Raw genomic sequence first — 18,916 nt, 5'->3', positions numbered from 1 at the left:
TGGGTTCTATCGTCTTTCCTGCCACTGCCCATCAGTGGTCGGGTTTAGTAGCCCGGTTTACGTCTCGGTGTACAAGTCTCATCAGTCAGGCATTGCCTGTTCTCGATGGTGGCTGTGCGCATGGCACCCTCGGGTGCGCCGGGTTTGACGTAATCACCGGTCTACTAACTTGCGCACAGCCGCCACCCTTTCGTTTAGTAGCGAGAGGGTTGCGGCCTAATTGAGAGATTACGTCAATGTTCAAAACGACCCCGAATCCGCCAGAGGCAGATTTCACTTCCAAATCCGCAAAATCTAAAGCCAAGCAGCAAGACGAAACCACCAAACGGGTGCTCGATCACTACTTGCTACCGAAACCGGATAAATCCCAAGACGACCCCAAACCGGGCCAGCTATACACCGTCGTGAAAGGCCTCGATAACGAATGTTTGCTTGCCAACCTCAGTGAGACGTTGGCTTCGGCTGATGCCATGGTGAGTGATCTGGCGTTTGATCTGGAGGGATCGAGGCGTCATGTGGCGCAGGGGATTCAGCAGCTGATTGAGCTGAGTTCGTTGCTGGCGAATCGGGTGTTGGATAACGTGGAGCCGAGGCAATAGGTAAAAGCTTGCCAATGAAAAAACCCGGCGTCCTGCGTCGGGTTTCTTTTTGCCTCCCGCCCTCCAAGAGTGACCGAAAACGGCCAGAAGCGGTCAGTCATGACCGGCTGTTATGGAACCATATTGCGCACGCCCCCCTTACTACATCTCCCATAGAAAGTTGCTTTATGAAATTATACGTCCTTAATAATGTATGCCATATGCAATCGTATTGTTTTTTCTCCGCACTCCAAATACAAGCCGTCCACCGCAGTCACTCGCTCAGACTCAGACCCAAAAGCATCAATAACCTTATTGCTCGTTCTAGCTCGATCATTAATCCATGCATTGTACATATCCTTGTGCCTTTCAGAGTACGCTAGCTCTCCTTCCGAGCTTTGAATAAAGCAGGCGTTAATAATCGAGACTTGACCAGAGGCAAATTCTTCAAAAAGGCTTTCTGAAACTTTAATGAATTGTGCTGAATTGGTTATGCGGTCGAGATGGATTTTGTCTAGCCCCTGGTTAAATTTAAGGCGATTATGTGTATACTTCAAAGCAGCTGCAAAATCAGACGGTGAAAATCCGAGATCGGAATGCGCCCAATAAGTCATCAGAAGCGCAATCTTTTCAACGATAACATGAAGCTCCTGATATGATGTATCAGATAAGTCTGGTGCAGATCCATGTGCAACTTTATCCCTAATTCGCTTTATTAGCGAAAAGTCATCATCCGTCAAGTTGATAACTTTGCGAATGTTTTCATCCGTCAAATTTTTTGCGTAATCATATTTCTCTCTGAACGTCAATTCGCGCGATGTCACGAAAATCGATTCAACAAGAGACTCCATATCTTTAATCTGAGATTTGTCCAAAGGTTTTTTTAAAAGCTTAATCTGCTCTTTGAATTTTGTGACTTTTTTATTCTCAGCTTTGGTCACTTTTTGATTTGCGATTTCTGCATAGGTGCTAACGTACTCGTCAAGCAAACTCACATATCCCAGAATTTTGAACTCCCAGAACCCCTCATAACGTTGCATACCTGCAAGACGAACCCACGAAGTTTTCCGATAGCGGGAAGTATAAAACCGCTCAAATATTGACTGCCATTTATCATCCAACGAATGTCTTTGGGTTAAACAACTTAGCCAATAAGCTCCGCTCGACGATCCTCTGTCGATTTTTTTAAAGGCTGGAAAGTAGGTAGGGATAGGATAACCCACGCCAAAACCAACCCATACATTTGCAATAGATACAGGGGTTGCAGTTAGCAGAGATAACAAGGTGGAGAGCTCAAAAGATTTTCCCCTGAGCTCATCAACTGAAAACACGCCACCAGCTCGCTCAAAAACAAAACGCGTATGCTCGTGTATTACATGATCTTCGCCACGTTTTGTTAAACTGCTAACTGTTTCAGTTTTTAGAGCAAAATCTTCGTCAGCCATTTTTATAGTTATAGAAAGCTGGGGCGATGGATTTTTCCAGCTTACACTCTCGCCCAGCTCACCAATAATATATTGGCCATGTAAAAACCAATCAGACAATTCCGCATACTTAACATGAAACTCACTTATGCCAGTCTTGACATCGCCGCAAACAATAAAATCTGCATATAGTAAGCGGTCTTCAATTTCGCAACTGAAGAGAGTAAAGTTTCGCCCCTCTTTTGTTTTCGCCTTAAGGATCGGAAGTTCTCTTTGTGATACTCTGAAATTAGAGTTAAGGTCTAGCTGTATACATATAAAACTGCCGCCGCCAAATGTCAACTTCCCCTCACCCAAGATAATATCATCACAATAAACCTCGACGTTACACTCAATTTCGTTAGAGAAATCGAAATCTTGTATCATTGATTAACCCTTTCCCAAAGAATTTGGATTCAGCATATCTATATACAAGGAGAATTGTTCATTTTGTCTGTAGTAGTGAAGCAATAGCAGTATACCCAAGGTTTGCTTCTGTCCAATTTTCACCAATCACCACTGACTGCAAAAGGTCGTAAACATCCACCCGCGAACGTCCGCTTCTGGCCGACTGCTGCCGTTCGCAACCGGCGTTTCGGCCAAAGCAGACATCTAGATTAAGACTCTGTAGTTCTCGGTATATCAGACAGACCGCGTTGACTGTTTGGAGCTGCTGCGCAGCCCAGCGGGGATAAATCCCCTCGCCACAGGGTTGTATGTGTCAGCTGCTTGGCGGACAGGTAATGAAAACGCGGTGGGCTTTTTGTGAGTGCTTCGCACTCAAGCAGGAGCAAGCTCCCTCGCCACAAAAGCTGTTTTGTGTGAGTTCAGCGCTGACGATCCAGCTTCTTCAGGAACACCATCATCTCCTTCTCGGCCTGCTTGTCGCCGTGGGCCCGGGCGGCTTGGCGTGCTGCTGGTAGATCGCCTTGGTTTGCGTTTTACACCCAGACGTCGTTAGCCACTCCGACCAATTGAATGGCCTCCTCTTCCGAAGGCTCGGCAAAGATGATGTTTAAGTCACGATAACCGGAGTGATCCCCCACCAAGCTCAACTCAAATCGAGCCCCAGAGGCATCGGCTTCGTAGCTCTTCAAATAAGTGAGGTTCTTCGCTTCACTAACCACCACATCCAACGAGCCGTTGTAACCATCTCCCAGTCGGGTAAAGCCCAAAGCGGACAAGTCGATCGTGTCTTCACCCACGGTATAGTCCATCAGGCGGTCCGTATGGTTTTCGGTGGCAGTACGGTAGCTGTCGCTCAGTCCGTCGAAGCGGAATACATCGTTGTTACCGCCACCCACCAACAGGTCCCGGCCCTCTCCGCCAACCAATACATCATTCCCTAGCGCGCCATAAAGGCGATCATCGCCCGCGAACCCTTCGATGATTTCGCCTCGAGCGTTGCCTTGTAAACGATCGTCCCCTTCGGTGCCCACCAACCTGGCTTGCTGAAACAGGAGGTTGGTTTCATTCAGCGTTTGGCCCAAGTTACCGTCGAAGACCACTTCGAAGCGTTCCCCATCCGCGTTGGCCTCGAAGCTTTTGAGGTAGGTCCGCGTCCCGCTTTCATTGACGCGTATCGCCAGCGTTCCGTCATGGCCATTGCCCAGCCCGAGGAAGCCCAGGGAGGAGAGGTCGAGGGTATCGCTGCTGGGGTCGAAGTCAGTGATTCGGTCGCTATGGGCCGCGGTCGCGGTTCGGTAGCTGTCGGTGACTGACTGGTAACGGAAGGTATCGGCCCCGGCACCGCCCGTCAGCAGGTCACGACCTTGCTGGCCATCGAGCAGATCGTTTCCGGCTCCGCCAAAGATTGCATCGTCGAACGAGGCGGTACCGAGCAAGAAGTCAGCATCGCCGCCACCGTCAAGGTGGTAATAGCCGTCGTCGGGGTTGCCAAAGCTGTGGTCCAGGCGACCGTCGGGGTTCAGCTGAACCAGGGCGGCCAGATAGCCGTCCGCGCTGGTACCTTGGCTGCCACCAATCAACAGCTTGCCGTCGGCCAGCACGATCATGTCGGCGACTGCGAAAGGAGCGCTTTCTGAGCCCCAACTTACCCGACCCTGTTCACCGAAACCGGTGTCGAGTGAACCGTCGGCATTGAGTCGGATGACGGTCGCCACGCCGCCCGAGGCGCCCGCCAGCAGGATTTTGCCATCATCCTGGATGACGAGGGCGTCTGCGTGGACATCGAGGGCCAGGCTGCCGCCGTTCGCAAAGCTGCTATCCAGCGTACCGTCCGGGTTGAGGCGGGTCAGGGTATGTTGCCCCGTGACCAATACCTTCCCATCTCCCTGCAGCGAAACGTCGAACGTGCTACTGGGGTGAATGCCGACGGTCGCGGGTAGGTGCAGGACCCCGGCCTCTCCAAAAGACGAAATCAAGGCCCCCGTCGCGTCGAAGCGGGCGATATAGATCTCTCCAGAGGGATATCCAGCGCTGGCGAAAAAGCTGCCGTCGCGTTGCACGGAGAACGACGCTTGCTGGCCTAGATCTTCATTCCAATAGAAAGGCACTGTCACGGTGCCGCCGTTCCCGAAACTCGTATCGAGGCTGCCGTCGGCCAAGTTACGAGTGATGCCCGACACCCAGGCGTCGCCTACTTTCACGTAGCGCGCCACCAGGTAGCTCCCTCCCGGCTGCACGGCGGCATTACCGCCGTCCTCGATATCGAGCGCCACAGGGAGGAGCGATTTACCGTCGCCACTGAAGTTGCGGTCCAGGCTACCGTTGGCATTGAACCGGACCAGGCTGCCGGTGAAACCTGAATCCTCTTCGCCTCCCAGCCCCAGGCGACTATAAGCGCCAAGCCAGATCGCACCGTCCGGATCGACCGTGATACCTGCGATTTTGTCCGAGCCCCATAAGGTCGTGGCGACCATGCCTGTTTTTTGCGCAGTTGAAGCGGCGGGCGAAATGCTCTGGCTCATGTCCATGCCTCCGGTAGCTGTCTAGCGCCAAAGACTATAGGCACGGCTCAGTCAGGTTGCCAATTTACGAGACGAAGGGAGGTTCTTGGGCGACCTTCTGCTATCGATGCAACCGGTCTCCGGCAACTGCGCAAGATAACGCTAGGCTGGCTGAAGTTGCGTGTTGGCTGTTTGGCGGACTGGTATTGAGAACGCGATGGGCTTTTCTGTGAGTGCTTTGCACTCAAGCGGGAGCAAGCTCCCTCGCCACGGGGGGCGAGCCTTCAAGACTTGAGAGCGGTGTCAGGGGTGAAGAAACGTGAAGAAACGGGACAGATTTATTTTCATAAATGCCCCTGCTTCCTTTTCCCCTGACCCAGTAGCAACAAGTCCCCCGCTCACCCGCAGGCCAGATGTCTCTCGATCAACTTTGCCACCTCATCTGCATGCGTACAGCCCAGACTGTGATCGGCGCCAGGGAAAACGTGTAGCTGCGCACGGGGTAACAGTTCAGCAAGGCACTGGCCGACGCGAACGGGGCTGATCGGGTCAGCATCTCCCCAGAGGAGCAGGACCGGCATACGCAACTCGGCCAACCGGAGCGTGAGGTCGGTGCGATCGTCGAGAAACCACCTCGGCAGTGTCGGGTTGGCGGCAGCAAAATCCGGGCGCCAGTCCTGCGCATCCAGATCAGACATATTCATCCCGCCAGAGGTGACGGTCAGCGTCAGGTGCGTGATCAACTCAGGGCGTTCAAGCGCTGCAAGCACAGCAACGATACCGCCCATGGACTGCGCCACCAGCGCTGTCGGCCGGTCGATCTCGGCCAGCACGCACGTCGCCAGATCTTCCATGCCGGTTATGCCAGGCATGGGCGGCGTGTCTCCAAAGCCAGGCCAGCCGATATGGACCTGCTGCGCCGGGTAGGCCAGGCGCTCGGCAACCGGGTGCCAGAACTGGGTGTTACCAGAGGCACCGGGTAGGAAGAGCAGTTTGGTGGGGGATGCAATCACGGGTTCGGTCCTTGAAGGTGGGATTGAAAGAGTCAGCAGGAGGACAAATGGATGCCGCAAGCTTCGGCAACCACTTCGCAACGAGAGCCGCCGGTAGCGAAGGGTCGGTCTTGGCCAATGACGATCAGTTAAGCCGCAAACCTGTGGGAGCAAAGCTTGCTCGCGATTGGGGCAGGTCAGTCGACAAACGGTTTTGCTGGTCTACCGCTATCGCGAGCAAGCTTTGCTCCCACAGATTTTGCGCCGGCTGAGCTTTTCGCGGATCGGCAGTGGATTGGGAGGGCTTTTTTGTGAGTGCTTCGCACTCAAGCGGGAGCAAGCTCCCTCGCCACAAAAGCAGTTTTGTGTGAAGTCAGGGGTGGCGGTCCAGTTTTTTCAGGAACACGGTCATTTCTTTTTCGGCTTGTTTGTCGCCGTGGGCGCGGGCGGCTTCGAGGCCTTGTTCCCAGGCTTGGCGGGCGGCTGGTAGATCGCCTTGGCCTTGGTGTGCTTTGCCTAAGAGTTTCCATGCTGCTGAGTATTTGGGGTCGAGTTCGACGCAGCGTTGGAAGTGTTCGGCGGCCCGGGCGAATTCGCCGAGGTCCAGGTAGCCCTTGCCCAGGCCGAATCGCAGCAATGAGTTATCCACACCTTTGGCGAGCATTTTTTCCAGGGAGTCGAGCATGGCGGCGTCCTTATCTGGTGTGTCAGGGGTTGATTAGTTGGCTGCTAGATAGCTATCGCGAGCAAGCTCGCTCCCACAGGGGGTTGGGGTGGCTCACAAATATTTGTGAGCCATGGAGATCCTCTGTGGGAGCGAGCTTGCTCGCGATGAGGCCATTGCTGCCACCGCAAAGCCTGGATCAGAAGAAACTCAACCCCACATGGAACAGCTTCTCCACATCACGAATATGCTTTTTATCCACCAGGAACAGGATCACATGGTCGCCGGTCTGGATCATGGTGTCGTCGTGGGCGATGAGCACTTGTTCGTCACGGATGATGGCGCCGATGGTGGTGCCTGGCGGCAGGCCGAGGTCGCGGATGGCCTTGCCGATGACTTTGCTGGACTTGGCATCGCCATGGGCAATCGCCTCGATGGCTTCGGCCGCGCCACGGCGCAGGGAGTGCACGCTGACGATGTCGCCGCGCCGCACGTGGGCGAGCAAGGTGCCGATGGTTGCCAGTTGCGGGCTGATGGCGATGTCGATCTCGCCACCCTGGATCAGGTCGACGTAGGCCGGGTTGTTGATGATGGTCATCACCTTCTTCGCCCCCAGGCGCTTGGCCAGCAGCGAGGACATGATGTTGGCTTCGTCGTCGTTGGTCAGGGCCAGGAAGATGTCGGCGTCGGCGATGTTTTCTTCCAGGAGCAAGTCACGGTCCGAGGCGCTGCCCTGCAACACCACGGTGCTGTCGAGGTTATCCGAGAGGTAACGGCAGCGCGCCGGGTTCATCTCGATGATCTTGACCTGATAGCGGCTTTCGATGGCTTCGGCCAGACGCTCGCCGATCTGCCCGCCGCCGGCAATCACGATGCGCTTGTTGTTTTCGTCGAGACGGCGCATTTCGCTCATCACCGCGCGAATATTGGCCTTGGCGGCGATGAAAAAAACCTCGTCGTCCGCTTCGATCACGGTATCGCCCTGGGGCAGGATCGGCCGGTCACGTCGGAAAATCGCCGCGACCCGCGTCTCCACATTCGGCATGTGCTCGCGCAGCTGGCGCAGTTGCTGGCCCACCAGCGGTCCGCCGTAGTAGGCCTTGACCGCGACCAATTGCGCCTTGCCTTCGGCAAAGTCGATCACCTGCAAAGCGCCCGGGTGTTCGATCAGGCGCTTGATGTAGTTGGTCACCACTTGCTCGGGGCTGATCAGTACATCCACCGGGATCGCTTCGTTGTCGAACAGGTCGGCGCGGGTCAGGTAGGCCGCCTCGCGCACCCGGGCGATCTTGGTCGGGGTGTGGAACAGCGTGTGAGCGACCTGGCAGGCCACCATGTTGGTTTCATCGCTGTTGGTGACAGCCACCAGCATGTCGGCGTCGTCGGCACCGGCCTGACGCAGCACCGTAGGCAAGGAGCCACGGCCCTGTACGGTACGGATGTCGAGGCGGTCACCGAGATCGCGCAGGCGGTCACCGTCGGTGTCGACCACGGTGATGTCGTTGGCTTCACTGGCCAGATGTTCAGCCAGCGAACCGCCGACCTGCCCTGCGCCGAGGATGATGATTTTCATCCGGTCACTCCTATCGAATCGGTTTTAACCGCGTGCGGCGGCGATCTTGATCAGTTTGGCGTAGTAGAACCCGTCGTGGCCGCCCTCTTGGGCCAGCAACTGCCGACCATGGGGCTGCTTCACCCCGGCCTGGCTGGCAATGTCCAGCTCCCGGGCACCGGGGGTACGGGCGAGGAATGCTTCGATCACTTCGGTGTTCTCGGTCGGCAACGTCGAACACGTGGCATACAGCAGCATGCCGCCGACTTCCAGGGTTATCCACAACGCATCGAGCAATTGCCCCTGCAACACCGCCAGTGCGGCGATATCGTCCGGCTGGCGGGTGAGCTTGATGTCGGGATGACGGCGGATCACGCCGGTGGCCGAACACGGTGCGTCCAGCAGGATGCGTTGAAATGGCTTGCCATCCCACCAGCTGGCGGTGTCGCGGCCATCGGCGGCAATCAGTTCGGCGGCGAGGCCAAGGCGTTCGAGGTTTTCCTTCACGCGCACCAGGCGCTTGGCTTCCAGGTCCACCGCCACCACGCCGGCCAGCTTCGGCTCGGCCTCGAGAATGTGGCAGGTCTTGCCACCCGGTGCGCAGCAGGCATCCAGCACGCGTTGGCCGGGCGCCAGCTCCAGCAGGTCGGCAGCCAGTTGCGCGGCTTCGTCCTGGACGCTGATCCAACCGTCGGCAAAGCCCGGCAGCGCGCGTACATCGCCGGGGGTTTCCAGCACGATGCCGTCGCGGCTGTACTGGCACGGGATGGCCGGGATGCCAGCCTCGCCCAGTAACGCCAGGTAGGCATCGCGCGTATGGTGGCGACGGTTGACCCGCAGGATCATCGGCGGATGGGCATTGTTGGCCGCGCAGATAGCCTCCCACTGCTCGGGCCAGAAGGCTTTCAGGGATTTTTGCAACCAGCGCGGGTGGGCAGTGCGCACCACCGGGTCGTGTTCCAGCTCGGCCAACAGGGCTTCGCTTTCCCGTTGGGCGCGGCGCAGCACGGCATTGAGCAGGGCCTTGGCCCACGGCTTTTTCAGTTTGTCGGCGCAGCCCACGGTTTCACCGATGGCGGCGTGGGCAGGCACGCGGGTGTAGAGCAATTGATAGAGCCCCACCAGCAGCAGTGCCTCGACGTCGGCATCGGCGGCCTTGAACGGTTTCTGCAGCAGCTTGGCCGCCAGGGCCGACAAGCGCGGCTGCCAACGGGCGGTGCCGAACGCCAGGTCTTGGGTGAAACCGCGATCACGGTCTTCAACCTTGTCCAGTTGGGTCGGCAGGGAACTGTTGAGTGAGGCTTTTCCGCTCAGGACCGCAGCAAGCGCCTTGGCGGCGGCCAGACGCGGGTTCATGAAGCGTCCGCCGCTTGGCCCAGCACCGTGCCGACGGCAAATTTCTCACGACGGCTGTTGTACAAATCGCTGAAGTTCAGCGCCTTGCCACCGGGTAATTGCAGACGTGTCAGACACAGGGCCTGCTCGCCACAGGCGACAACGAGGCCGTCCTTGCTGGCACCAAGGATTTCACCCGGCGCGCCCTGCCCCTCGACATGGCTTGCCGCCAGCACTTTCAGAGCCTCGCCGTTCAAGGTGCTGTGGCAGATCGGCCACGGGTTGAAGGCACGCACCAGACGCTCCAGCTCGATGGCCGGGCGGCTCCAGTCGATGCGTGCTTCGTCCTTGTTCAGTTTGTGGGCGTAGGTGGCGAGGCTGTCATCCTGCACTTCGCCTTCCAGCGTGCCGGCGGCGAGGCCGGCGATGGCCTGGACCACGGCGGGCGGGCCGATCAGTGCGAGGCGGTCATGCAGGCTGCCGCCGGTGTCTTCGGCGCTGATGGGCGTGCTGACCTTGAGCAGCATCGGCCCGGTGTCCAGGCCGGCTTCCATGCGCATCACGGTGACGCCGCTCTCGGCATCGCCGGCTTGCACGGCGCGCTGGATCGGCGCCGCACCGCGCCAGCGTGGCAGCAGCGAGGCGTGGCTGTTGATACAACCCAGGCGCGGAATGTCCAGCACCACTTGGGGCAGGATCAGGCCGTAGGCGACCACCACCATCAAGTCGGGTTTGAGCGCGGCCAATTCGGCCTGGGCCTGAGCGTCGCGCAAGGTCGGCGGCTGCAAGACCTGCAAACCGTTCTCCAAGGCCAGTTGCTTGACCGGGCTGGGCATCAGTTTTTGCCCGCGACCGGCCGGCCGATCCGGCTGGGTGTAGACCGCGATGATTTCATGGGGGCTGGCCAGCAGGGCCTTGAGGTGTTCGGCGGCGAACTCGGGAGTGCCGGCAAAGACGATGCGCAGTGGCTCAGTCATGGGAAGCTCTCATTTACAAAGCAGTCGCAAAAGAAAAAGGCTTGCCGCGGCAAGCCTTTGAAGGGGGCGTCAAGCATTCTGGCGATGAAGTTTTTCCAGTTTTTTCTTGATCCGGTCACGCTTGAGGGTAGACAGGTAGTCCACGAACAGCTTGCCGTTGAGGTGGTCGCACTCATGCTGGATGCACACCGCCAGCAACCCTTCGGCGATCAGCTCGTAAGGCTGGCCGTCACGGTCCAGGGCTTTGATCTTGACCTTCTGCGGGCGGTCGACGTTTTCGTAGAAGCCGGGCACCGAGAGGCAGCCTTCCTGGTATTGGTCCATCTCGTCGGTCAGGGTTTCGAACTCGGGATTGATGAACACCCGGGGCTCGCTGCGGTCTTCGGAAAGGTCCATCACGACGATACGTTTGTGCACGTTGACCTGGGTCGCGGCGAGGCCGATGCCTGGCGCCTCATACATTGTTTCAAACATGTCATCGACCAACTGACGCACTTCGTCGTCCACTACGGCCACCGGTTTGGCGATAGTGCGCAGGCGCGGGTCCGGAAATTCGAGAATGTTCAAAATGGCCATAAGCTTGATAAATGCACGTGTGAAGTAAAGTCGGGTGGCTGGCCTGGCGTGTCTTGGGATGCAGGCTACCGTTGTAAAACGTTGCTCCTCAATCACGGAGCGAGCCACGGGGGCTCTGGCGTTTTACGCGAACGCACATAATAAAGGGATTCACCGCATGAGGAAATCACTACTCGCCCTGCTGCTTCTGGCCTCGGCCGGTATCGCGCACGGGCAAGTGCAACTTCGGGAAGGTTTTCCCCAGCAATACACAGTGGTGACGGGGGACACGCTGTGGGACATCTCCGGCAAATACTTGCGTGAACCGTGGAAATGGCCCGAACTCTGGCAAGCCAACCCACAGATCGAGAACCCCAACCTGATTTATCCCGGCGACACCCTGTCGCTGGTCTACGTCAATGGCCAACCGCGCCTGACCCTCAATCGCGGCGCTTCGCGGGGCACCATCAAGCTGTCACCGCGCATTCGCAGTTCGCCGGTGGCCGACGCGATCCCGAGCATCCCGCTGCAGGCCATCAACAGCTTTTTGCTGAGCAACCGCATCGTCGACACGGCCGAGGATTTCGACAAGGCGCCCTACATCGTTGCCGGCGATGCCGAACGGGTCCTCAGCGGCACGGGAGACCGGATCTTTGCCCGCGGCCCCTTCGACGCGGACCAGTCGGCGTACGGCATCTTCCGTCAGGGCAAGGTCTACACCGATCCCGAAACCAAGGAGTTCCTGGGCATCAACGCCGATGACATCGGCAGCGGTGAAGTCGTGGCGAGCGAAGGCGACATCACAACCCTGGCCCTGCAACGCACGACCCAGGAGGTGCGCCTCGGCGATCGCCTGTTCAGTGGCGAAGAACGCTCGATCAACTCGACGTTCATGCCCAGCGCACCGAAAACGGAGATCAACGGGCTGATCCTCGATGTACCCCGCGGCGTCACCCAGATCGGCGCCCTGGATGTAGTCACCCTGAACAAGGGCCGTCGCGACGGGCTGGCCGAAGGCAATGTGCTGGCGGTGATGAAGACCGGCGAGACCGTGCGCGACCGCATCACCGGCGAGCAGGTGAAAATTCCCGATGAACGTGCTGGCCTGCTGATGGTTTTTCGCACCTACGACAAGCTCAGCTATGGCTTGGTGCTATACGCCTCGCGCTCGCTGGCGGTACTCGACAAAGTGCGCAATCCATAACGGGTCTCACAAGTTACCAACAGAGTTATCCACAGCTTGTTCCCGTTTCGACGGGGCTTATAACGATCAAGGATGATCCATGTCATTGCCTGAATCTGCTTCGGTTTCCCCTGCGGAACTGGAGGCCCGTCTGCGCCTGCACCGCTTGCCGGAACTGGGCCCCAAACGTTTCATGACCCTGATGGAGGCCTTTGGCTCGGCCTCCAAAGCCATCAGCGCACCGGCCAGCGCCTGGCGAGCGCTGAGGTTGCCCGCGGCGTGTGCCGAGGCTCGGCGCAACCCGGATGTGCGTGACGGCGCCGCCCATGCATTGGCCTGGCTGGAGGGTTCGGCCCAGCGTTTACTGATGTGGGACCAGCCTGACTACCCCGCGCTGCTGGCGCAGATCAGCGATGCGCCACCGCTGTTGTTCGTCGCCGGCGACGCGACCATTCTGGAAAAACCACAGCTGGCGATGGTCGGCAGCCGCCGGGCATCGCGACCGGGCATGGACACCGCCGCGGCGTTTTCCCGAAGCCTGGCCGGTGCCGGTTTTGTCATCACCAGCGGCCTGGCCTTGGGGATCGACGCGGCGGCCCATCAAGCAGCGCTGGATGTGGGTGGGCAAACAATTGGCGTGCTGGGCACAGGGCTGGAAAATTTTTATCCACAGCGCAATCGTCGGCTGGCGGACGCGATGATCGCCCAAGGCAGCGCGGTGCTGTCGGAGTTCCCGCTGGACGCGCCGCCCCACGCCAGCAACTTTCCTCGTCGCAACCGGATCATCAGCGGTCTGTCCCTCGGTGTACTGGTGGTGGAGGCCAGTGTCGCCAGCGGTTCGCTGATCACCGCACGCTTGGCGGCCGAACAAGGGCGCGAGGTGTACGCCATTCCGGGGTCGATCCACCACCCCGGCGCGAAGGGCTGCCATCAGTTGATCCGCGACGGCGCGGCGCTGGTGGAAACCGTCGAGCACATCCTTGAAGCATTGCGGGGCTGGCAGCAGTTGCCGCTGTCCATGGAACCGACGCCCGTCACCCATCCGCTGTTGCGCTTGCTCCATGCCGCGCCGCTTGGCAGCGAAGCGCTGGCCGCCGCCAGCGGCTGGAGCTTGCCCAAAGTCCTGGCGGCGCTGACTGAGCTGGAAATGGAGGGACGGGCGGTCTGTGACAACGGGCGCTGGTTTGCGCGCTAGGTTTTATGGGGAAGATCGGTAAACTGCGCACAGCCTTATTTGCGTTGTGGAGAGTCTTTCATGGTCAACAGTTGGCGTGTGCAACAAGCCGCGCGAGAAATTCGCGCCGGGGCGGTGATTGCCTATCCAACCGAAGCGGTCTGGGGCCTGGGCTGCGACCCGTGGAACGAAGACGCGGTGGAGCGCCTGCTGGCGATCAAGTCGCGGCTGCCCGATAAGGGTTTGATCCTGGTGGCTGACAACATCCACCAGTTCGACTTTCTGTTCGAAGATTTCCCTGAAACCTGGATGGATCGAATGGCCAGCACCTGGCCTGGGCCTAATACCTGGCTGGTGCCGCACCAGAATCTGCTGCCGCAATGGATTACCGGTGTGCACGACACGGTTGCGCTGCGGGTCAGCGATCACCCCACCGTGCGCGACTTGTGCTCACTGGTGGGGCCGCTGGTGTCCACCTCGGCCAACCCTCAGGGCCGCCCGGCGGCGCGCACGCGAATTCGCGTCGAGCAATATTTCCGTGGGCAGATCGACCTGGTGCTGGGCGGTAACCTGGGTGGGCGCAAGAACCCCAGCGTGATTCGCGACCTGGCGACCGGCAACGTGGTGCGGCCGGACTGAGCCCGAACACACCTTCCGGATCTTGCATCAAACCCTGTGGGAGCGAGCCTGCTCGCGATAGCGTCGGATCAGTTGGCATAGATGTTGGCTGATACTCCGCTATCGCGAGCAAGCTCGCTCCCACAGGTTCTTTAGCAACCTTTAAATCAGGGCAGGAGAATCGTCGAGCCAGTTGTGCGCCGCGCCGACAACTCGGCCTGGGCCTTGGCCGCTTCGGCCAGTGGATAACGCTGGTTGATATCCACTTTGATCTTGCCGCTGCTGATCATGCCGAACAGCTCATCGGCCATGCGCTGCAGGTTCTCGGCGTTATTGGCGTAAGTGGCCAGGGTCGGACGGGTGACGTACAGCGAGCCTTTGGCCGCGAGTATCCCCAGGTTCACGCCGTCCACCGCACCGGAAGCATTGCCGAAACTCACCAGCAAGCCACGGGGCGCTACGCAGTCCAGGGAGGTCAACCAGGTGTCCTTGCCGACACCGTCATAGACCACCGGGACTTTCTTGCCGTCGGTCAGCTCCAGCACACGCTGTACGACGTTTTCCTTGCTGTAGTCGATGGTTTCCCAAGCGCCGTGGGATTTGGCGATGGCGGCTTTTTCCGCTGAGCTGACGGTGCCGATCAATCGCACGCCCAGGGCCTTGGCCCACTGGCAGGCCAAAGAGCCCACGCCACCGGCGGCGGCATGGAACAGGATGGTTTCCCCCCCTTTGAGCTCATAGGTCTGACGCAGCAGGTATTGCACGGTCAGGCCCTTGAGCATCACGCCGGCTGCTTGTTCGAAACTGATGGACTCGGGCAAATGCACCAGATTGGCCTCGGGCAACACATGCACGTCGCTGTAGGCTCCCAGCGGACCGCTGCCATAAGCTACCCGGTCACCGACCTTGAACCGCGTGACGTCTGAACCGACGGCCTCGACCACACCCGCCCCCTCGGCCCCCAAGCCTGACGGCAAGGCCGGTGGCGGGTAAAGACCGCTGCGATAATAGGTATCGATGAAGTTCAGGCCGATCGCCTTGTTGCTGACCCGCACCTGCTGCGGGCCCGGTTCGGCAGGCTGGTAGCCCACGTACTCGAGCACTTCGGGGCCGCCGTGGGAACTGAACTGAATACGTTTGGCCATCTTCACTTTCTCCTTGTCGTGGACTTTTTACCAAGCCTGCTATCGGACTCCTAAGCTTGACCTTCGTCAACTGTGGCGTAGGCAAGTGCGGTGGTATCCTGTGCGCCCATTTGCCACCGGCCCGCTGCAAGCCGCGTAGCGTAGCCCTGATCAAGGTGATGTCATGACCACTCGCACCGAGGCCGTGAAAGCCTACCTGCTCGACCTACAAGACCGCATCTGTGCGGCCCTGGAAACCGAAGACGGCGGCACTCGTTTCGTCGAAGATGCCTGGACCCGCCCCGCCGGTGGTGGCGGTCGCACGCGAGTGATTGAAAACGGTACGCTGATCGAAAAGGGCGGCGTCAACTTTTCCCACGTCTTCGGCAGCGGTCTCCCCCCCTCGGCCAGCGCCCATCGGCCGGAACTGGCCGGGCGCGGCTTCGAAGCGCTGGGCGTGTCATTGGTCATCCATCCCCACAACCCTCATGTGCCTACGTCCCACGCCAATGTGCGTTTTTTCATCGCTGAAAAGGAAGGCGAAGAGCCGGTCTGGTGGTTCGGCGGCGGCTTCGACCTGACACCGTACTACGGCGTGGCAGAAGACTGCGTGCATTGGCACCGCGTTGCCCAACAGGCCTGTGCCCCGTTCGGCCCCGACGTGTATTCGCGCTACAAAGCCTGGTGCGACAGCTATTTCCATATCAAGCATCGCAACGAGCCCCGTGGCATTGGCGGCCTGTTTTTCGACGACCTGAACGAGTGGGATTTCGACACTAGCTTCGCCTTCATGCGCGCCATCGGCGATGCCTACATCGAGGCTTACCTGCCTATCGTGCGCCGCCGCAAGCAGGACCCGTTCACCGCCAAACAAAGGGAATTCCAGGAGTTTCGCCGCGGACGCTACGTGGAGTTCAACCTGGTCTACGACCGCGGCACCCTGTTCGGGCTGCAATCGGGCGGGCGTACCGAGTCGATCCTGATGTCCCTGCCGCCGCAAGTGCGCTGGGGCTATGACTGGAAAGCCGAACCGGGCAGCGAAGAGGCGCGGCTGACCGAGTATTTCCTGCAGGATCGCGATTGGCTGGCGACGGCCTGAACGAGGATTATCCATGGACCGCTACGTTGTAATGGGTAACCCGATCGGCCACAGCAAATCGCCGCTGATCCACCGTCTCTTCGCCGAGCAGACCGGGCAAACACTGGACTACAGCACGCTGCTCGCGCCTTTGGACGATTTCGCCGGCTGCGCGCGGGAATTCTTCCGCGAGGGGCGTGGGGCGAATGTCACCGTGCCGTTCAAGGAAGACGCCTTCCGCCTGGCCGACAGCCTGACCGAGCGGGCCCAGCGGGCCGGGGCGGTGAACACTTTGAGCAAGCTGGCCGATGGCCGTCTGTTGGGTGACAACACCGATGGCGCCGGACTGGTACGGGACCTGACCGTCAACGCAGGTTTAAACCTCAAGGGCAAACGCATCCTGTTGCTGGGCGCCGGCGGTGCTGTGCGCGGTGCCTTGGAACCGCTGCTGGCCGAAGCGCCGGCCTCGGTGATCATCGCCAACCGCACGGTGGAAAAAGCCGAGTTGCTGGCCGAGTTGTTCGCGGACCTGGGCCCGGTCTCGGCCAGCGGTTTCGACTGGCTGCAAGAGCCGGTGGACCTGATTATCAACGCCACATCGGCGAGCCTGTCCGGTGATGTACCGCCGATTGCCGCAAGTTTGATCGAGCCCGGCATGACGTTCTGCTACGACATGATGTATGGCAAGGAGCCCACTTCGTTCTGTCGCTGGGCCAGCGAACACGGCGCGGCGGTGGCGATGGATGGCTTGGGCATGCTCGCCGAGCAGGCGGGCGAAGCGTTCTACCTGTGGCGCGGGGTACGCCCGGACACCGCGCCAGTGCTGGCCGAATTGCGGCGCCAGCTCGCACTGTAGGCTACAGACTGTTGTGGCGAGGGGATTTATCCCCGTTGGACTGCGAAGCAGTCCCAAAAAACCAGGGCCGCTGCGCGCCCCAGCGGGGATAAATCCCCTCGTCACAGGGTGCGTCTACCTTAAGCCCTAGTCTTCGAAATGGATCGGACAGTGCTCCGGCCCTTCCAGCTTCTTCAACTCTTCCACCACATGGGGCCTGGCCCTGCGCAACGTCAGGCTGCGCCCTTGGATGCGCAAGCGCCGGGCTTCCTGGTGCAGCATTTCCACGCCGGAGTAGTCGATGAAGTTGATCTGCTGGGCATCGATCACCACCCGTTGTGCCTGCAACCGTTGCAGACGCACTTGCAGGTAATGGCTGGCACCAAAAAAGATCGAACCGCCAACCCGCAGGATGTCAGCTTCACCCTCACGGGCGTGTTGCACCCGCGGTTGCGAGGTGCGCTTGAGGTAGAAGAACAGCGACGCCAGCACGCCGGCATAGATAGCGGTCTGCAGCTCCAGCAGCAGCGTGGCCAGGCAAGTGAGGCTCATCACCACGAATTCGGCGCGACTCACGCGAAACAACGCCCGGACGCCGCGATAATCCACCAGCCCCCAGGCGATCAGCAGAATGCTGCCGGCCATGGCCGGTATCGGAATGTGCGAAATCAGCTTGGCACCGGTTACCGCAAACAAAGCCACCCACAGCGCCGAGAACACCCCGGCCAGGGGCGAGCAAGCGCCGGCTTCATAGCTGAGGCCGGAACGGGTAAAGGAACCCGCTGACAAGGATCCGGAAAAGAACCCTCCCACAATATTGGAAAGCCCCTGCGCCCTGACCTCTTGGTTCGCATCCAGCAATTGCCCCGAGCGTACCGATAACGAGCGAGCAATGGACAGGCTGGTCACCAACCCGAGCATGCCCACCGCAACCGCGCCGGGCAGCAGGCGCAGGATCAGATCCAGGTCCAGCGGCAGCGCAGAGAACGGCGGCAAGCGCCCGGCAAAGGCGCTGACCAGCGCGACATGCCCGAACATCCCTGGCCACAGCCAGACCACCAGGCTGCTGATGACCAAAGTTATCAACAGGCTCGGCCAGCGCGGCAGCAGCCGTTTGAGCACCACGCCCAGCACCAGCGTGCCCAAACCGAGAAACAGAGAAGGCTTATCCACAGCCTCGATATGACTGACCAACATCAGCAGCCCTTTCAACGCCGTGGCTTCGTTGGGCAGATCAAGACCCACCAGGTTGGGCAACTGCCCCAGGGCGATCACCACCGCCGCGCCCAGGGTGAAACCCAGCACCACCGAGTGTGAGACGAAGTTCACCAGCGCGCCGAAACGCAACAACCCCAGCAGCCACTGGAAAACCCCCGCCAGCACCGTCAGCAACAGGATCAAGGTGACGTAGTCCTGGGTGGCCGGCATGGCCAGGGGACTGACGCTGGCATACAGGACAATGGAAATCGCCGCCGTAGGACCGCAGATCAGGTGCCACGACGAACCCCACAAGCAGGCGATCAGCACCGGCACAATCGCCGCATACAAGCCGTATTCCGGCGGCAGTCCGGCAATCAGGGCGTAGGCAATCGACTGCGGCAACGCGAGAATCGCACCGCTCAGGCCGACGATCAGGTCACGGCCGACACTGGCGCGGGTCTGCCGCGGCAGCCAGCTCAGGAACGGAAAGAGTGAATGGCGGGTGGGCAATGCCATGGGGCCTCAAGGGTGGGGTTTGGCGCAAGAGTATCAGGACAAGGCACCGTTCTCGCTGTGGCGAGGAGATTAATGTGGGAGCAAAGCTTGCTCGCGAAACAGGCAGCTCGGTCTCTGAAAGACCGAGTCGTCTTCATCGCGGGCAAGCCTTGCTCCCACATAG

Annotated in this window: 16 protein-coding genes and 1 pseudogene; 6 read left to right on the top strand and 11 right to left on the bottom strand. The window is 59.5% G+C overall.

All coding sequences use genetic code 11. The features are described 5' to 3' along the window. Nucleotides 1–236 precede the first annotated feature (236 nt). On the top strand, nucleotides 237–599 hold the full coding sequence (locus GSM73_RS02630) for a DUF6124 family protein (protein ID WP_160891480.1): 363 nt from the start codon (nucleotides 237–239) through the stop codon (nucleotides 597–599). 173 nt (nucleotides 600–772) lie between these two features. On the opposite strand, the gene GSM73_RS02625 is transcribed toward GSM73_RS02630, so the two are convergent. The 9 genes and pseudogenes from GSM73_RS02625 to def all read right to left on the bottom strand — a co-directional run bounded on the left by GSM73_RS02625 (nucleotide 773) and on the right by def (nucleotide 11,046). Then, nucleotides 773–2,428: a HEPN domain-containing protein gene (locus GSM73_RS02625; RefSeq protein ID WP_160891478.1), complete on the bottom strand. Its 1,656-nt coding sequence runs from the start codon at nucleotides 2,426–2,428 to the stop codon at nucleotides 773–775. Between the two features lie 440 nt (nucleotides 2,429–2,868). Further along, nucleotides 2,869–2,970: pseudogene (locus GSM73_RS28155) on the bottom strand (hypothetical protein); the annotation flags it as partial. 12 nt (nucleotides 2,971–2,982) lie between these two features. Further along, nucleotides 2,983–4,971, bottom strand: a complete 1,989-nt coding sequence (locus GSM73_RS02620; RefSeq protein WP_160891476.1) for a M10 family metallopeptidase C-terminal domain-containing protein — start codon at nucleotides 4,969–4,971, stop codon at nucleotides 2,983–2,985. Between the two features lie 377 nt (nucleotides 4,972–5,348). Then, a complete protein-coding gene (locus GSM73_RS02615) occupies nucleotides 5,349–5,963 on the bottom strand; it encodes an alpha/beta fold hydrolase (protein WP_107323194.1) in 615 nt (204 codons plus the stop codon). A gap of 352 nt (nucleotides 5,964–6,315) precedes the next feature. Then, on the bottom strand, nucleotides 6,316–6,627 hold the full coding sequence (locus GSM73_RS02610; RefSeq protein ID WP_047229821.1) for a tetratricopeptide repeat protein: 312 nt from the start codon (nucleotides 6,625–6,627) through the stop codon (nucleotides 6,316–6,318). A gap of 178 nt (nucleotides 6,628–6,805) precedes the next feature. After that, on the bottom strand, nucleotides 6,806–8,179 hold the full coding sequence (gene trkA / locus GSM73_RS02605) for a Trk system potassium transporter TrkA (RefSeq protein ID WP_047229820.1): 1,374 nt from the start codon (nucleotides 8,177–8,179) through the stop codon (nucleotides 6,806–6,808). Between the two features lie 24 nt (nucleotides 8,180–8,203). Continuing rightward, entirely contained in the window at nucleotides 8,204–9,514 is a 1,311-nt protein-coding gene (gene rsmB / locus GSM73_RS02600) for a 16S rRNA (cytosine(967)-C(5))-methyltransferase RsmB (protein ID WP_076383136.1), read from the bottom strand. Then, nucleotides 9,511–10,470 carry a methionyl-tRNA formyltransferase gene (fmt, locus tag GSM73_RS02595; protein ID WP_160891474.1) on the bottom strand — a complete coding sequence of 320 codons (960 nt, stop codon included), beginning with the start codon at nucleotides 10,468–10,470 and terminating at the stop codon, nucleotides 9,511–9,513. The genes rsmB and fmt overlap by 4 nt, the downstream gene beginning before the upstream one ends. A gap of 69 nt (nucleotides 10,471–10,539) precedes the next feature. Further along, nucleotides 10,540–11,046, bottom strand: a complete 507-nt coding sequence (gene def, locus GSM73_RS02590) for a peptide deformylase (protein WP_003196300.1) — start codon at nucleotides 11,044–11,046, stop codon at nucleotides 10,540–10,542. 157 nt (nucleotides 11,047–11,203) lie between these two features. Between def and GSM73_RS02585 the strand changes: the two genes are divergently transcribed. The 3 genes from GSM73_RS02585 (at nucleotide 11,204) to GSM73_RS02575 (ending at nucleotide 14,021) form a co-directional block, all read left to right on the top strand. Continuing rightward, nucleotides 11,204–12,229, top strand: a complete 1,026-nt coding sequence (locus tag GSM73_RS02585) for a LysM peptidoglycan-binding domain-containing protein (RefSeq protein ID WP_076383137.1) — start codon at nucleotides 11,204–11,206, stop codon at nucleotides 12,227–12,229. A gap of 79 nt (nucleotides 12,230–12,308) precedes the next feature. After that, a complete protein-coding gene (dprA, locus tag GSM73_RS02580) occupies nucleotides 12,309–13,403 on the top strand; it encodes a DNA-processing protein DprA (RefSeq protein ID WP_047229816.1) in 1,095 nt (364 codons plus the stop codon). Between the two features lie 60 nt (nucleotides 13,404–13,463). Further along, complete coding sequence (locus tag GSM73_RS02575; RefSeq protein WP_047229815.1) at nucleotides 13,464–14,021, top strand: L-threonylcarbamoyladenylate synthase; 558 nt, start codon at nucleotides 13,464–13,466, stop codon at nucleotides 14,019–14,021. Nucleotides 14,022–14,167: 146 nt separating this feature from the next. On the opposite strand, the gene GSM73_RS02570 is transcribed toward GSM73_RS02575, so the two are convergent. Continuing rightward, a complete protein-coding gene (locus GSM73_RS02570) occupies nucleotides 14,168–15,145 on the bottom strand; it encodes an NADPH:quinone reductase (protein WP_047229814.1) in 978 nt (325 codons plus the stop codon). A 163-nt stretch (nucleotides 15,146–15,308) separates the two neighbouring features. Between GSM73_RS02570 and hemF the strand changes: the two genes are divergently transcribed. Further along, nucleotides 15,309–16,223: an oxygen-dependent coproporphyrinogen oxidase gene (gene hemF / locus GSM73_RS02565; protein ID WP_160891472.1), complete on the top strand. Its 915-nt coding sequence runs from the start codon at nucleotides 15,309–15,311 to the stop codon at nucleotides 16,221–16,223. A gap of 13 nt (nucleotides 16,224–16,236) precedes the next feature. Then, entirely contained in the window at nucleotides 16,237–17,058 is an 822-nt protein-coding gene (gene aroE / locus GSM73_RS02560) for a shikimate dehydrogenase (protein ID WP_107323188.1), read from the top strand. A gap of 126 nt (nucleotides 17,059–17,184) precedes the next feature. Here the strand turns inward: aroE and GSM73_RS02555 are convergent, their stop codons facing one another. Then, nucleotides 17,185–18,753, bottom strand: coding sequence for a SulP family inorganic anion transporter (locus tag GSM73_RS02555; RefSeq protein ID WP_160891470.1), 1,569 nt, complete (start codon nucleotides 18,751–18,753; stop codon nucleotides 17,185–17,187). Nucleotides 18,754–18,916: the final 163 nt, after the last annotated feature.

The sequence above is a fragment of the Pseudomonas sp. PICF6 genome, assembly GCF_009831705.1.
Classification (GTDB): Bacteria; Pseudomonadota; Gammaproteobacteria; order Pseudomonadales; family Pseudomonadaceae; genus Aquipseudomonas; species Aquipseudomonas rhizophila.
The sequence above is the reverse complement of the archived record's forward strand: the minus strand, read 5'-3'. Positions and strand labels throughout refer to the sequence as shown.

What these genes read in the sequence shown, in the direction of transcription:
- GSM73_RS02570 (WP_047229814.1), bottom strand. Translation starts at nt 15,145, where the DNA reads ATGGCCAAACGTATTCAGTTCAGTTCCCACGGCGGCCCCGAAGTGCTC.
- GSM73_RS02555 (WP_160891470.1), bottom strand. Translation starts at nt 18,753, where the DNA reads ATGGCATTGCCCACCCGCCATTCACTCTTTCCGTTCCTGAGCTGGCTG.
- trkA (WP_047229820.1), bottom strand. Translation starts at nt 8,179, where the DNA reads ATGAAAATCATCATCCTCGGCGCAGGGCAGGTCGGCGGTTCGCTGGCT.
- aroE (WP_107323188.1), top strand. Translation starts at nt 16,237, where the DNA reads ATGGACCGCTACGTTGTAATGGGTAACCCGATCGGCCACAGCAAATCG.
- hemF (WP_160891472.1), top strand. Translation starts at nt 15,309, where the DNA reads ATGACCACTCGCACCGAGGCCGTGAAAGCCTACCTGCTCGACCTACAA.
- GSM73_RS02575 (WP_047229815.1), top strand. Translation starts at nt 13,464, where the DNA reads ATGGTCAACAGTTGGCGTGTGCAACAAGCCGCGCGAGAAATTCGCGCC.
- rsmB (WP_076383136.1), bottom strand. Translation starts at nt 9,514, where the DNA reads ATGAACCCGCGTCTGGCCGCCGCCAAGGCGCTTGCTGCGGTCCTGAGC.
- fmt (WP_160891474.1), bottom strand. Translation starts at nt 10,470, where the DNA reads ATGACTGAGCCACTGCGCATCGTCTTTGCCGGCACTCCCGAGTTCGCC.
- def (WP_003196300.1), bottom strand. Translation starts at nt 11,046, where the DNA reads ATGGCCATTTTGAACATTCTCGAATTTCCGGACCCGCGCCTGCGCACT.
- GSM73_RS02630 (WP_160891480.1), top strand. Translation starts at nt 237, where the DNA reads ATGTTCAAAACGACCCCGAATCCGCCAGAGGCAGATTTCACTTCCAAA.
- GSM73_RS02610 (WP_047229821.1), bottom strand. Translation starts at nt 6,627, where the DNA reads ATGCTCGACTCCCTGGAAAAAATGCTCGCCAAAGGTGTGGATAACTCA.
- GSM73_RS02625 (WP_160891478.1), bottom strand. Translation starts at nt 2,428, where the DNA reads ATGATACAAGATTTCGATTTCTCTAACGAAATTGAGTGTAACGTCGAG.
- dprA (WP_047229816.1), top strand. Translation starts at nt 12,309, where the DNA reads ATGTCATTGCCTGAATCTGCTTCGGTTTCCCCTGCGGAACTGGAGGCC.
- GSM73_RS02620 (WP_160891476.1), bottom strand. Translation starts at nt 4,971, where the DNA reads ATGAGCCAGAGCATTTCGCCCGCCGCTTCAACTGCGCAAAAAACAGGC.
- GSM73_RS02585 (WP_076383137.1), top strand. Translation starts at nt 11,204, where the DNA reads ATGAGGAAATCACTACTCGCCCTGCTGCTTCTGGCCTCGGCCGGTATC.